Origin of the sequence: Stenotrophomonas sp. NRRL B-14846, from assembly GCF_050473585.1 — a bacterium.
Lineage (GTDB): Bacteria > Pseudomonadota > Gammaproteobacteria > Xanthomonadales > Xanthomonadaceae > Stenotrophomonas.
Window position 1 is genome coordinate 539,199 of sequence record NZ_JBFLUN010000022.1, and the last position, 13,935, is coordinate 553,133.

Genomic DNA, 13,935 nt, shown 5'->3' on the forward strand with positions numbered 1-13,935 from the left:
GCGGCGCGCCATCAGCGTTGCAGTGCGCGCCGTCCCGGAGCTTCCTGCAGGTCCGCACTGGCCACCACCACGCGGTTGCGGCCACTGCGCTTGGCCTCGTACATCGCCGCGTCGGCACGTGCCATCAGCCGCTCGTAGTCCGGGTGGCCGTCATGGCCGGCCACGCCGATGCTGGCGGTCAGTGACAGTACCTGGCCATTGGCCAGCGCCACCGGCGAGTGTGCGATCTGCCGGCGCAGGCTCTCGGCGATCACCGAGGCCTGCGACTCGCTGGCGGCGACCAGCACCACCACGAACTCCTCGCCGCCATAGCGGAACAGGTAGTCGCTGCCGCGCGTGAGCTGGCCGAGCAGGCCGGCGACGTGCTGCAACGCGCGGTCGCCGGCATCGTGGCCGTGGCCGTCGTTGATCGCCTTGAAGTGATCCAGGTCGAGCAGCAGCAGCGAGAACGGTGTGCGGTTGCGCGTGGCCAGTTCGATCTCCCGGCGCAGAACGGTTGGCAGGAAACGGCGGTTGAGCAGGTTGGTCAGTGCATCGCTGCCGGCATCCAGTTCACCGATGCGCTCGAACAGCAGCGTCATCAGCGTGCGGATGGCGGCCAGGTCCTCGCGGATGGCCGGCAGCACCGCCAGTCGCTGTGCTGGAGCATCGTGGCTTGCCCGCTGCAGGTTGCTGTCGATGCGGGCCATCAGCTGGCCGACCTGCTGGGTCTCGCTGCTCTCGCCGAAGCTGGGAATGCCCTTGTGGGTGAACCATAGGCCGAACTCCGATGTCGCCAGGCTGGCGCTGTCGCTGGCCTGCACATGACCGGCCAACGCGTAGAGCAGGGCGTTCTCCCAGTCCAGCAGCAGCGCGCGCTGGCGCTCGCGTTCGGTGCCGACGTTCTGCACCAGCGAGAACAGCCGGTACGCAGCATCGGCACGGGTGGAGCGCTCGCGGGCGTGGGTGTAGGCCAGGGTCATGCCTTCCATGGCGATGTCCATGATCGCGCTGAGGCAGTCGATGGCGGCGAACGCGGTGGCGCAGTCGGGCGCATCATCGCGCAGGCGCACGAACAGCTCGTGCTTGAGCACGCGTGCGCCACGGGTCACCAGGTCGACCGGAATGCCGACCCGGGCATGCACGTCGCCGATCACCCGCTGCGAGGCAACGGTGGCGGCAACGCCGTCGGCATCGGTGGTCAGCAGCTGCACGAGCCAGCGCTGCATGGCCGGTTGCAGGCGCTGCTTGACCTGCTCGTGGGACAGGAAGCGGCGTGCACGCCCGTCCTGCAGCAGTACTTCGTAGAAGCGTTGGGCCAGCGTCGGCGGGGCATCGGCGGCGGCGGCGTGCAGCAGCGCGGTGGCGGCAGGGCCGGCCTGTTGCAGGCAGTGCTGCCAGGCCTCGGCCAGCGGCTGGCTGGCATCGTCCAGTTGGGGTGGTTCCACGTCGATCTCTGACTGCGTACGGCAAACCACGGGTATCGGCCGCGGCGGCATACGGTTGATGGCGGGTTAGCCGGCCAGTTTACGCGCGGTGCAGGGTTGCACGGTGCGCAAAGCACATCGGCGTCGCTGCGGCAATGAGTGAACGCATTTGAGAATCACTCGCATTGATGGGAGAATGCGCGCACGGATCGGACCGCAGGCGACTGCAGGACTGTTCCGCCTCCCCCTCGTCGTTGCCTCAAGCCCTTTGCCAGAGGCCCCGTTGCCCTGCCAGAAGGTCCAGATCATGTCTCCTGCCGTTGTCCTTTCGCCGCGCCCGCTGGCGCTCGCTGTTGCCGCCCTGCTGGCGGGTAGCGCCCTGACCGCCCAGGCTGAAACCGACGCCACCGATATCGACACGGTGCATGTCACCGCCTCGCAGATCGCCCGCCAGGCGTTGGGCACTTCGACCATCACCGCCGAGGACATTGCCAAGCGCCCACCGGCCAACGACATCGCCGAACTGCTGCGCACCATGCCGGGCGTCAACCTCACCGGCAACAGCGCCTCGGGCCAGTACGGCAACAACCGCCAGATCGACCTGCGCGGCATGGGCCCGGAGAACACGCTGATCCTGGTCGATGGCAAGCGCATCGGTGCGCGTGACGCCGTGCGCATGGGCCGCAGCGGTGAGCGCAATACGCGCGGCGATACCAACTGGGTGCCGGCGGAAATGATCGAACGCATCGAGGTGCTGCGCGGCCCGGCGGCGGCGCGCTATGGCTCCGGTGCATCCGGCGGCGTGGTCAACATCATCACCAAGCGCCCGACCGGCGACCTGACCGGCGCGGTCGATCTGTACGGACTGGTGCCCGAACACAGCGCCGAAGGCGGCAGCGAGCGCGTCGGCCTGCAGCTCAGTGGGCCGATGACCGACACCCTGTCGTTCCGCCTGTACGGCAACCTCAACAAGACCGACGCGGACTCGCTGGACCTCAACCGCCAGTACGCGACCAACCCGAACGCGGTGCCGCCGGCTGGCCGCGAGGGCGTCAAGAACCGCGACGTCAACGCGTTGCTGCGCTGGGACATCACCGCCGACCAGGTGGTGGAGTTCGAAGCCGGCACCAGCCGCCAGGGCAACATCTACGCCGGTGACCGCGCCGTCAGCACCACCGGCACCTCGACCGGCATCGACCTGGCCGCCCTGGCCGAGGGCAAGGCGGAAACCAACCGCATGTACCGCAATACCGGCGCGATCACCCATCGCGGACGCTGGGGCGATGTGACATCGCGGGTGACGGCCGCAGTGGAAGCGGTGAACAACTCGCGCATCAATGAAGGCCTGGCCGGTGGCCCGGAAGGCAGCTTCAACGGCACCGACTGGTCGACCTCGCGCCTGCGCAACTACCAGCTGGATGGCGAAGTGAGCTTCCCGACCACGCTCGGTGGCGCCGAGAACATCTGGACGCTGGGCTTTGAATACCTGGACAGCCGCCTGACCGACCCGTATTCGATGAGCCAGTCCAGCAGCAGCGGCGGCGGCTTCCCGGGGCTGTCGGCCGACCGTGCGCGCGGCAAGGCCGATGCACAGACCACCGCTGTATTCGTGGAAGACAACATCTATCTGGGTGAGCGCTGGATCGTTACCCCGGGCCTGCGTTTCGACCATCACAGCCAGTTCGGCAACAACACCAGCCCCAGCCTCAATGCGCAGTTCCGCATCAACAGCGACTGGGTGGTGAAGGGCGGCATCGCGCGCGCGTTCAAGGCGCCGAACCTGTACCAGTCGAATCCGGACTATCTCTACTACACCCGTGGCAATGGCTGCCCCAATGCGCTGCCGAGCCTGGGCGCCGGCTGCTACATGCGCGGCAATGCGGACCTGAAGGCCGAAACCAGCATCAACAAGGAACTGGGCATCGAGTGGGCGCCGCAGAGCGGCTGGCAGGCGTCGCTGACCTACTTCCACAACGACTACAAGGACAAGATCCAGGCCGGCTACGACCAGATCGGCCTGACCGCCGATGGCCGCGGCCGCATCTTCCGCTGGGAGAACGCGCCGAAGGCGATCGTGCAGGGGCTTGAAGGCAACCTGGTGATTCCGCTGCTGGGCGAGCAGGGCAGCCGCCTGAAGTGGAGCAACAACTTCACGTACATGGTGGAGAACGAGAACAAGAGCACCGGCCAGCCGCTGTCGGTGATCCCGAAGTACACGATCAACACGATGCTGGACTGGCAGGCCACCGACAAGCTGTCGGTGCTGCTGACCGGCACCTTCTACGGCAAGCAGAAGCCGGCCACCACCAACATCAACAACGATCCGCGCTGCACCGGCAGCTGCGATGCGTCGATCGCACTGCAGGACCGCGGCGCCTACAACATCTGGGGCGTGAGCGCGCGCTACAAGGTGACCGAGACGGTCAGCTTCGGCTTCGGCGTGAACAACCTGGCCGACAAGCGCCTGTTCCGCGAGGCCAACAGCAGCGATGCCGGCGCGGCGACCTACAACGAGCCGGGCCGCGCCTACTGGGCCAGCCTGCGCTTCGGGTTCTGACCGCACGCGGACGTCGGTCCGCTGCGTTCGTCAGGCATGGCCTGGCGCTACCGGCCACGCTCCGGTAGCGCCGGGCCATGCCCGGTGAGGGACCGCGTGGCCTGCAATGTTATAAACACCGTAATAGTCTCCCCCGCCAGCACGGCGTAGCCTGCACCGCATCGCAAAGGAGCTGTTGCCATGGGCCACGACCACGATCACCTGCCATCCGAGATCCGCCACGAGAAACCCCTGTGGTGGGCGCTCGGCCTGACCTCCACCTTCCTCGTTGTCGAGGTGGTGGGCGCGTTCTGGACCAACAGCCTGGCGCTGCTGTCAGACGCCGCGCACATGGCCACCGATGCGCTGGCGCTGATGATCGCGCTGGTCGCGGTGCGGCTGAGCCGACGCCCGCCGGACGCGCGCCGCACCTACGGCTACGCACGCCTGGAAGCGCTGGGCGCGATGATCAACGGCGCCATGCTGTTCGTGGTTGCCGCCTACATCCTGTGGGAGGCGGTTGGTCGTTTCCGCGAGCCGCAGGAGATTGCCTCCTCCGGCATGCTGGTGATCGCCGCCGCGGGCCTGGTCATCAACCTGATCTCGATGCGCCTGCTGCAGGCCGGCAGTGGCGAGAGCCTCAACGTAAAGGGCGCCTACCTGGAAGTGTGGGCGGACATGCTCGGTTCGGTGGCGGTGATCGCCGGCGCGTTGCTGATCAAGTGGACCGGCTGGAAGCCGATCGACCCGATCCTGGCGGTACTGATTGGTTTGTGGGTACTGCCGCGCACCTATGTGCTGATGCGTGAGGCGATCAACGTGCTGCTGGAAGGCGTGCCCAAGGGCATGGACGTGGCCAAGGTGCGCGACAGCCTGTCCAGCCATGCCGCCGTGCTGGACGTGCATGACCTGCACGTGTGGGCGCTGGCCTCCAGCACCCCGGCGCTGACCGCGCACATCGTGATGCGCGACGGCACCGATGCCGATGCGCTGCGCCGTGAGCTGGGCGGGCGCCTGCATGATGACTTCGGTATCGAGCACGTGACACTGCAGATCGAAGCGGACCACTGCGGCGAAGCCTGTGGTGAGCCGGCGCCGGCCAAGGGCGGCGAGCACGAGGGCCATGAAGGGCATGACCACGGCGAGGACGCGCAGGGCCATCGCGGCCACGTGCATCGTTGATCGAGGATGACGACCGCGCCGGGCGGTGCCCGGTGCGGTCATTCGTCGCGCCGCGAGGCCAGCCGGTCCGCCAGCCGCGTCGGCTCCGGCAGCCGGTAGCCGCGCAGGGTGCGCTGTACCCAGTCCAGCGCGGTATCGGCACTGACCCGATGGCCGCCGGCCACGAACAGCGGCTTGCAGCGCACCTTGCTGCGCAGCACCCAACCCAGTTGCTCATCGCCATCCAGCAGTGGCGTATGTGCACCGGCCTCGGCGCCTGGTTCGACGAACCGGCCCACCAGTTTCGACTTGGCGACACCGATGCTCGGCAGGTCGGTAACCACGCCGAGGTGAGCGGCCACGCCCAGCCGGCGCGGGTGGCTGATGCCATGGCCATCGACGAACACCAGGTCCGGCGTGCGCGGCAGCAGCGCCAGCGCGGCCAGCAGTGCCGGCAGCTCGCGGAAGCTGAGCAGGCCGGGGATATAGGGCATCACCGTGGGGATGCGCGCGATCTCCTGCGCCACGGGCTGCAGCGTCTCCGCATCCAACAACACCGCCGCGGCGCGGGTGATGGCGCCGCCCTCTTCAAAGCCGACATCCAGCCCGGCCAGCCAGCGCACCGTGCGTGGCAGCCGGTCCTTGCGCTCCACGCGGCCTGCCAGCTGCAGCTGCTGCGCGCGTGCCGCGGCGACGCTGCCTTCCCAGCGCCCGGGGTCGATCACCGTATTCATTGGTCAAAGCATCGCATGCGCGGTGCCACGGCCCGGTGAGCGGCGCCCGGGGCTACAATGGCGGCCTGTCTTTCCTCGCGTTGGAGACCCTGCAGTGACCCGTAAACTCGTACTGTTGCGCCATGGCCAGAGCCAGTGGAACCTGGACAACCGCTTCACCGGCTGGGTCGATGTCGACCTGACCGAGCAGGGGCGCCGGGAAGCGGCCGCCGCGGGTCGCCTGATGCGCGAGGAAGGCCTGCAGTTCGACGTCGCCCACACTTCCGTGCTCAAGCGCGCCATCCACACCCTGCAGGGTGCACTGGCCGAGCTGGAACAGGACTGGCTGCCGGTGAACAAGTCCTGGCGCCTCAACGAGCGCCACTACGGCGGCCTGCAGGGCCTGGACAAGGCCGAGACCGCTGCCAAGCACGGCGAGGACCAGGTCAAGGTGTGGCGCCGTTCGTACGACATCCCGCCGCCGGCCATGGACCTGGAAGATCCGGGCCACCCGATCCATGACCGCCGTTACGCCGGCCTGGACCGCAACGCGCTGCCGGGCACCGAATCGCTGGCGACCACGCTGGACCGCGTGCTGCCGTACTGGCACGACGCCATCGCGCCGCAGCTGAAGGACGGCAAGACCGTGCTGGTCACCGCTCACGGCAACTCGCTGCGCGCGCTGTACAAGTACCTCAACAACGTGTCGCGCGAGGAAATCCTCGAGCTGAACATCCCGACCGGCATCCCGCTGCTGTTCGAACTGAACGACGACCTGACGGTGCAGTCGTTCCGCTACCTGGGCGACCCGGAAGCGGCGCGCAAGGCCGCTGAAGCCGTAGCCAACCAGGGCAAGGCGAAATAAAACAAAAGGCCGGCGCAAGCCGGCCTTCGCTTTTGTAGAGTCGAGCCATGCTCGACTGCTCTCCGTTCCGGGTTCATGACCCCTGCGGCGAGAGGCCAACAGCAGTCGAGCACGGCTCGACTCTACAGAAGCGGTGCCATGTGACCTTTGGCCGGTCCCCAGCCCCGTTCCCCCGGCTACCCTGTGAAATTACCCGCAGGAGAGCCTCATGAACGTCCGCAACCTGGTCCCGCTGGGCCTGACCATCGCCATCGCTGCCTCGCTGGCGGCCTGTGGCAAGAATGAAACCGCGCCGGCGGCCAGCGCCGACGCCAAGCCGGCCTTCGACCTGTCGCAGATCAAGACGCCGCTGATCTCGCTCAACAGCGCCGATCTGGATCCGGCCATTTCGGCCTGTACCGACCTCAATGGCTTCGTCAACAGCAAGTGGCTGAAGGCCAACCCGGTGCCGGGCGACCAGACCACCTGGGGCAGCTTCGAGATCCTGCGCGAGCGCTCGCTGGAAGTGCAGCACACGCTGGTGCAGCAGGCCGCCGCCAGTCAGGCCAAGGCCGGCTCGGTGGAAGCCAAGATCGGTGACATCTGGAAGACCGGCAACGATGAAGCCAAGATCGAAGCCGCCGGCCTGGCGCCGCTGCAGCCGCAGCTGGACAAGATCACGGCGCTGAACGATACCGCTGCCATCACCCAGTACCTGCGCGACAGCCAGGCCGAGGGCAAGGGCGTGCTGTTCTCGCTGTTCGCCAATGCCGACTACAAGGATTCGGCCAACGTCATCGCCTATGTCGGCCAGGGCGGCCTCGGCCTGCCGGAGAAGGGCTATTACTTCGACGATGCGCAGGCCAAGATCCGCGACGCCTACGTGGCCTACATCGCACAGGTGCTGACCCTGTCCGGCGTGGACGCGGCGCAGGCGGCCGAGCAGGCCAAGGCTGTGATGGCCTTTGAAACCCGCCTGGCCAAGGCCTCGATGTCGCGCATTGAAATGCGTGACCCGGCCAAGCGCTACAACCCGCTCAGCGCGGCCGACGCCGACAAGCTGACCCCGAACTTCAGCTGGACCGCGCTGTTCGACACCCTGAAGGTGCCGGCCGCGCAGAAGTTCTCGCTGGCCCAGCCGGGCTTCTTCGGTGAAATGGACAAGATGCTGGCCGACGTGCCGGCCAGCACCTGGCAGGCCTACCTGCGCTTCCACACCATCGACGACGCCTCGCCGTACCTGAGCAGCCAGTTCGAGAAGGCCAACTTCGATTTCTATGGCACCACCCTGCGTGGCCAGAAGGAAATGCAGCCGCGCTGGAAGCGCGTGCTGGAGTCGGTCAACGGTGGCATGGGCGAAGCCCTGGGCCAGCTGTATGTCGATGCCGTGTTCCCGGCCGAATCCAAGGTGGCCATGCAGCACCTGGTGGAAAACCTGTCGCAGGCGCTGAAGGCGCGCCTGGAGCAGCTGCCGTGGATGGGCGAAGAAACCAAGAAGAAGGCGCTGGAGAAGTGGGCCAGCTTCACCCCGAAGATCGGTTACCCGGACAAGTGGCGTGACTGGGCGGGCCTGCAGACCAACGGCGACAGCTACCTGGGCAACATGCAGGCGGCACGTGCGTTCAACTACCGCTACATGCTGGACAAGATCGGCAAGCCGGTGGACAAGACCGAGTGGGGCATGACCCCGCAGACCGTCAACGCGTACTACAACGCCACCAAGAACGAGATCGTGTTCCCGGCGGCGATCCTGCAGGCACCGTTCTTCGACGCCAAGGCCGATCCGGCGCTGAACTACGGCGGCATCGGTGCGGTCATCGGCCACGAGATGATGCACGGCTACGATGACTCGGGCAGCCAGTTCGCCGCCAACGGCAACTTCGACAACTGGTGGACCGATGCCGACCGCAAGGCCTTCACCGAGCGTACCGACCAGCTGGTCGCGCAGTTCGACGGCTATGAATCGGTGCCGGGCGTGTTCGTGAAGGGCAAGCTGACCCTGGGCGAGAACATCGGCGACCTGGGTGGCCTGACCGTGGCCTACGACGCGCTGCAGATGGCGCTGAAGGAAGACCCGAAGGCGAACGTCGAAGTGGACGGCCACAGCCAGGACCAGCGCTTCTTCATGAACTGGGCCACCGTGTGGCGCCGCAACTTCACCGATGGTGAGCTGCGCGTCCGCCTGAACACCGACCCGCACGCCCCGGCCAACTTCCGTGCCAACGGTGCGCCGTCGAACATGCCGTCCTATGCCGCTGCATTCCAGTGCAAGGCCGGCGACGCGATGGTGCGTGCCGACGACAAGCGCGTGGTGATCTGGTAATCGATCATGCGTGATGCGTGATGCAGAAGGCCCGGCAATTGCCGGGCCTTTTGTTTGAGCGGTTGGTGGCGCCGGGCAGTGCCCGGTGGATCTCAGGCCAGCTCCGGCTCCCGCGCCAGCATGCGGTGGAAGCGCTGCAGCACGTAGGGGTCCACCAGCCCGCCGGACTGCGCTTCGATGATCCGCAATGCGGCTTCGTGCTCCATCGCGTCGCGGTACGGGCGCACGCTGGTCATCGCATCGTAGGCATCGGCGATGGTGACGATGCGCGCGCCCAGCGGGATGGATTCGCCGCGCAGCCCATCGGGATAGCCGCTGCCATCGAAGGCTTCGTGGTGGGCGCGGATCAGTCGCGCCACGGGCGCGGCGTCGCTGCGGCCGGTCGCCAGGAAGATGTGTTCGCCGCGCACCGGATGCTCGCGCATGATCGCGCGCTCCTCATCGGTATGCCGGCGCGGTGCCAGCAGCACATCGTCGGGAATGCCGATCTTGCCGATGTCGTGGAAGCGCGCGGCCAGGCCGATCTGCGCACAGGCCTCGTCATCGAGATCGCAGTGCGCGGCCAGGCACTGCGCGAACAGGCCGACGCGGTCGCAGTGGTGGCGGGTGTAGGCGTCGCGCATCTGCAGCGACATCGAAAGGGCATCGATCAGGCAGGCCTGCGCGTGCAGCAGGTCGGGGGCGGGTACGGCGTCAGGAAACATGGTCATCCGCCCGCACCGGGTGGGGGCCGGTGCGGGGTATTCGGGGGCGATCAACCCGGGGCGAGGGTGGTCAGAAGGGCGCGGGCCGCGTTGAAGCGGTCTTCCGGCAACGGCAGCGGGTGCTTGATGCGCAGCTTGTCAGGCCCTTCCATGGCGTACAGGTTCGGTTGTTTCTGGATCAGCTGGATCACCGCCATCGGGTCGATGTTCGGCTTGGATTCGAACACGATGCGGCCACCGTTCTCGCCCAGGTCGAGCTTGCGGATGCCCAGCGTATTGGCTTTCAGCTTCAGCTCGGCGATGGCGAACAGGTGCTTGGCCGCATCCGGCAGCAGGCCGAAGCGGTCGATCATCTCCACCTGCAGTTCGCGCAGCGCATCGCTGTCGCGCGCACTGGATATGCGCTTGTACAGGGTCAGGCGGGTGTGCACGTCCGGCAGGTAGTCTTCCGGAATCAGCGCCGGCACATGCAGTTCGACCTCGGCACCGCGCACTTCCTCGCCGGCATCCAGGTCGGGCAGCTTGCCCTGCTTGATGCTGCGCACCGCGCGCTCCAGCAGCTCGGTGTACAGGCTGAAGCCGACCTCGGCCATCTGCCCGCTCTGGTCCTCGCCGAGCAGTTCACCGGCACCGCGGATCTCCAGATCGTGCGTGGCCAGGGTGAAGCCGGCGCCGAGCTCGTCCATCGACGCGATCGCTTCCAGGCGCTTCTCCGCATCCGGGGTGATCGAACGGCGGTCGGGCGCCACCAGGTAGGCGTAGGCGCGGTGGTGCGAACGACCGACGCGGCCACGCAGCTGGTGCAGCTGGGCCAGGCCGAAGCGGTCGGCGCGGTTGATGATGATGGTGTTGGCGTTGGGGATGTCGATGCCCGACTCGATGATCGTGGTCGACAGCAGCACGTTGAAGCGCTGCTTCTGGAAATCCAGCATCACCTTTTCCAGCTCGCGCTCGGGCATCTGCCCGTGGGCGATGCCGATCCGCGCCTCCGGTACCAGCTCGGACAGCTCGCGCTGCATGCGGCCGATGCTTTCCACGTCGTTGTGCAGGAAGTACAGCTGGCCACCACGCGCCAGCTCGCGCTGGAAGGCTTCGCGCAGCAGCGCGTTGTCCCACTGGGTGATGAAGGTCTGCACCGCCAGCCGGTTCGGCGGCGGCGTGGCGATGATCGACAGGTCGCGCAGGCCGGCCATGGCCATGTTCAGCGTGCGCGGAATCGGCGTGGCGGTCAGGGTCAGCAGGTGCACGTTGGCGCGCAGCGCCTTCAGCGCTTCCTTCTGGCGCACGCCGAAACGCTGCTCCTCGTCGACGATGACCATGCCCAGGTCCTTGAACTTCACGTCCGGCTGCAGCAGGCGATGGGTACCGACGATGACGTCGATGGTGCCGGCGGCGACCTTTTCCAGCTCGGCCTTGATTTCCTTGGTGGTCTTGAAGCGCGACAGCACCTCGACCTTCAGCGGGTAATCGGCGAAACGGTCGCGGAAGTTGCGGTAATGCTGTTCGGCCAGCAGCGTGGTCGGCACCAGCACGGCCACCTGCTTGCCGGCACTGGCGGCCGCGAATGCCGCACGCACTGCCACCTCGGTCTTGCCGAAGCCGACGTCGCCGCAGACCACGCGGTCCATCGGCTGGCTGCTGGCCAGGTCGCGCAGGGTGGCGTCGATCGCGGCCAGCTGGTCCGGCGTTTCCTCGAACGGGAAACCGGCGGCGAACGGCTCGTACATCGCGCGGTCCACCTGCAGTGCCAGGCCGGCACGCGCCTGGCGGCGGGCCTGGATCTCCAGCAGCTCGGCGGCGACGTCGCGCACCTTCTCGGCGGCCTTGCGCTTGGCCTTGCTCCACTGTTCGCCACCCAGCGAATGCAGCGGCGCGGTTTCCGCCGACGCACCGGAGTAGCGGCTGATCAGGTGCAGCTGGGCGACCGGCACATACAGCCGGTCACCCTTGGCATATTCGATTTCGAGGAACTCGCCGGGCATGCCGCCGACGTCCATTGCGATCAGGCCACGATAGCGGCCGACGCCATGGTCTTCGTGCACGATCGGCGCGCCTTCGGTCAGCTCGCCGAGGTCACGGATGATCGCTTCCGGTTCGCGGCCGGCACGGCGCGTGCGGCGGGTGCTGCCGGCGCGCTCGGGGAACAGCTGGCGCTCGGTCAGCACCGCGATGCGCGGATCGTCCAGTGCGAAGCCATCCTCCAGCGGCGCCACCGCGATCGCGAAGCGCACGTCGTCGGCGAGGAAGCTGGGCAGATCGGCCGCCACCGGCGGCTTCAACTCGGCGGCCTGCAGCACTTCCAGCAGCGCCTCGCGGCGGCCGGGCGAATCGGCGGCGATCAGCACCCGGCCCGGATAATGGCCGAGGAAGGATTTCAGCGCGTCGCCAGCGGGCGCCTCGCGCGCGGCCACCGGCAGCGGCGGCAGCGGCTGGTCGCCCAGCGCGTGCGCGTCGGCGATGCGCGCATGGTCAGCCGACCACACCTCGATGCGCGGGGCATCGTTCAGGCGCTCGCGCAGCAGCTCCGGCGACAGGTACAGCGCGGACGGCGGCAGCAGCGGCCGTTCCACATCGTGGCGGCGTTGTTCGTAGCGCTCACCGGTCTGCGCCCAGAATGCCTCGGCGGCTTCGCCGGCACCGGCGCAGACCACCGGCAGGCTGCCGTCGGGCAGGTAGTCGAACAGGGTCGCGGTGCGTTCGAAGAACAGCGGCAGGTAGTACTCGACGCCGGCCGGCGCCAGTCCGGACTTCAGGTCCTGGTACAACGAACTGCGCCGGGTATCGACATCGAAACGCTCGCGCAGCGTGGCCAGCACGCGGGCGATGCTGGCTTCATCCATCGGCACTTCGCGGCCCGGCAGCATGTGCACCGCCTCGACCTTGTCCAGCGAACGCTGGCTTTCCGGATCGAAGGCACGGATCGAATCGATGTCCTCGTCCAGCAGCTCCACCCGCAGCGGCTCGTCGGCACCCATCGGGTACACGTCGAGCAGGCCGCCGCGCACAGCGAAGTCACCCGGGTCCATCACCTGCGGCACGTTGCGGTAGCCGGCACTTTCCAGGCGGCGCTTCTCGGCTTCCAGGTCCAGGCGCTGGCCGACCTTCAGGTCGAAGCTGCCGCCGATCACGTAGCTGCGCGGGGCCAGCTGCTGCAGCAGGGTCTGCACCGGCACGATCACCAGGCCGCGCTTCAGCGTGGGCAGGCGGTGCAGGGCGGACAGTCGCTGCGAAATGATGTCCGGATGCGGGCTGAAGCGGTCGTAGGGCAGGGTTTCCCAGTCCGGGAAGGCGACCACCGGCAGGGCCGGGTCGCCGCCGAGCAGGGTGTGCAGGTCGGCTTCGAGCTGGTTGGCACCGTGGTTGTCACGGGCGATCACCAGCAGGGGCGCGTCATGCGCACGCGCGGCCTGGGCCAGGTACCAGGCCAGGGCGGTCGGCGATGCGGGGGCGCGCCACCAGGCGCGGAGCTGGCCGGCGCGCGGCAGCGGCGGGGCGGGGTATGAGGTACGCGACATGGACCCCGGATTTTAGCAGAAGCCCCAGCCCGGCTCGGTGTGTAGTGCCGGCTGCCGGCCGGCAGCCTCATGCGCCGTTGGGGTAGCGCAATGCCGGCCAGCGGCCGGCACTACCGGAATGCGTCGCCGGGGCATGCCCGGCGCTACCGTCAGTTGTCCAGCTCCAGCACCATCCGCACCAAGCCTTCGGCACCGGTCGGGTGCGGCACCGGCTTGAAACCCAGCGAGGCGGCCAGCTGCTTCATCGGCTCGTTCTCGGCGGCAACGTCGCCGTACAGGCGGTCCAGGTACTTGCCGCGGCCCCACTTCACCAGCTTCCGCATCAGCTGCCGGCCCAGGCCCTGGCCAATGAGGAAGCGGCTGATCAGGATCGCGTACTCGGCTTCACGGGTGCCGGGGATGATCGAGGCCCGGGCGACCGCGCCGACCACCGCTTCACCAGCGGGCAGGGATTCGGCTGCGACCAGGGTGATCTCGGTCTTGGGATTCGGGTGGGTCAGGCGCTGGGTGGTTTCCGGCGACAGCTCGGTCACCGCCTGCAGGAAACGATCACGGATTTCTTCCGGCCCGAACAGGCTGAACGCCGCTTGCAGCGGTGCGCCATCTTCCGGGCGGATGGGGCGGATCAGCAGCTCGTGGCCGCTGGGAGCCTTGAAGATCTCATGCCAGGGCGGCATGCGGTTGCGAGTGGCCATACCGGGTGATTCCTTGGTGGTCCATCGATTGTGGCATC

General features: G+C 67.6%; 9 protein-coding genes. 4 read left to right on the forward strand and 5 right to left on the reverse strand.

Annotated features, from left to right (window positions below; all coding sequences use genetic code 11):
• Positions 1-11: 11 nt before the first annotated feature.
• Positions 12-1,427 (reverse strand): diguanylate cyclase, encoded by a 1,416-nt coding sequence (locus AB1281_RS04635; RefSeq protein WP_430345178.1) that lies wholly within the window; start codon positions 1,425-1,427, stop codon positions 12-14.
• Positions 1,428-1,713: 286 nt separating this feature from the next.
• On the opposite strand from AB1281_RS04635, the gene AB1281_RS04640 reads away from it, so the two are divergent.
• Complete coding sequence (locus AB1281_RS04640) at positions 1,714-3,963, forward strand: TonB-dependent siderophore receptor (protein WP_430345179.1); 2,250 nt, start codon at positions 1,714-1,716, stop codon at positions 3,961-3,963.
• 180 nt (positions 3,964-4,143) lie between these two features.
• Entirely contained in the window at positions 4,144-5,124 is a 981-nt protein-coding gene (locus AB1281_RS04645) for a cation diffusion facilitator family transporter (protein WP_430345180.1), read from the forward strand.
• 38 nt (positions 5,125-5,162) lie between these two features.
• On the opposite strand, the gene nfi is transcribed toward AB1281_RS04645, so the two are convergent.
• Positions 5,163-5,837: a deoxyribonuclease V gene (nfi, locus tag AB1281_RS04650; protein WP_430345181.1), complete on the reverse strand. Its 675-nt coding sequence runs from the start codon at positions 5,835-5,837 to the stop codon at positions 5,163-5,165.
• A gap of 94 nt (positions 5,838-5,931) precedes the next feature.
• Between nfi and gpmA the strand changes: the two genes are divergently transcribed.
• Positions 5,932-6,681 (forward strand): 2,3-diphosphoglycerate-dependent phosphoglycerate mutase, encoded by a 750-nt coding sequence (gpmA, locus tag AB1281_RS04655; protein WP_019337589.1) that lies wholly within the window; start codon positions 5,932-5,934, stop codon positions 6,679-6,681.
• A gap of 208 nt (positions 6,682-6,889) precedes the next feature.
• On the forward strand, positions 6,890-8,983 hold the full coding sequence (locus AB1281_RS04660; protein ID WP_014036450.1) for a M13 family metallopeptidase: 2,094 nt from the start codon (positions 6,890-6,892) through the stop codon (positions 8,981-8,983).
• A 92-nt stretch (positions 8,984-9,075) separates the two neighbouring features.
• On the opposite strand, the gene AB1281_RS04665 is transcribed toward AB1281_RS04660, so the two are convergent.
• From AB1281_RS04665 to AB1281_RS04675, 3 genes are all read right to left on the reverse strand, one after another.
• A complete protein-coding gene (locus AB1281_RS04665) occupies positions 9,076-9,693 on the reverse strand; it encodes an HD-GYP domain-containing protein (protein WP_430345182.1) in 618 nt (205 codons plus the stop codon).
• A gap of 44 nt (positions 9,694-9,737) precedes the next feature.
• The gene (gene mfd, locus AB1281_RS04670; protein WP_430345183.1) at positions 9,738-13,202 is read right to left on the reverse strand and encodes a transcription-repair coupling factor; all 3,465 of its coding nucleotides are present in this window, start codon (positions 13,200-13,202) and stop codon (positions 9,738-9,740) included.
• Positions 13,203-13,351: 149 nt separating this feature from the next.
• Positions 13,352-13,897: a GNAT family N-acetyltransferase gene (locus AB1281_RS04675; RefSeq protein WP_004150340.1), complete on the reverse strand. Its 546-nt coding sequence runs from the start codon at positions 13,895-13,897 to the stop codon at positions 13,352-13,354.
• Between the last annotated feature and the right edge of the window lie 38 nt (positions 13,898-13,935).

Bases quoted from the DNA above. Each gene is read 5' to 3' on its own strand.
- AB1281_RS04660 (WP_014036450.1), top strand. From the start codon at position 6,890: ATGAACGTCCGCAACCTGGTCCCGCTGGGCCTGACCATCGCCATCGCT.
- AB1281_RS04640 (WP_430345179.1), top strand. From the start codon at position 1,714: ATGTCTCCTGCCGTTGTCCTTTCGCCGCGCCCGCTGGCGCTCGCTGTT.
- mfd (WP_430345183.1), bottom strand. From the start codon at position 13,202: ATGTCGCGTACCTCATACCCCGCCCCGCCGCTGCCGCGCGCCGGCCAG.
- nfi (WP_430345181.1), bottom strand. From the start codon at position 5,837: ATGAATACGGTGATCGACCCCGGGCGCTGGGAAGGCAGCGTCGCCGCG.
- AB1281_RS04675 (WP_004150340.1), bottom strand. From the start codon at position 13,897: ATGGCCACTCGCAACCGCATGCCGCCCTGGCATGAGATCTTCAAGGCT.
- AB1281_RS04645 (WP_430345180.1), top strand. From the start codon at position 4,144: ATGGGCCACGACCACGATCACCTGCCATCCGAGATCCGCCACGAGAAA.
- AB1281_RS04665 (WP_430345182.1), bottom strand. From the start codon at position 9,693: ATGACCATGTTTCCTGACGCCGTACCCGCCCCCGACCTGCTGCACGCG.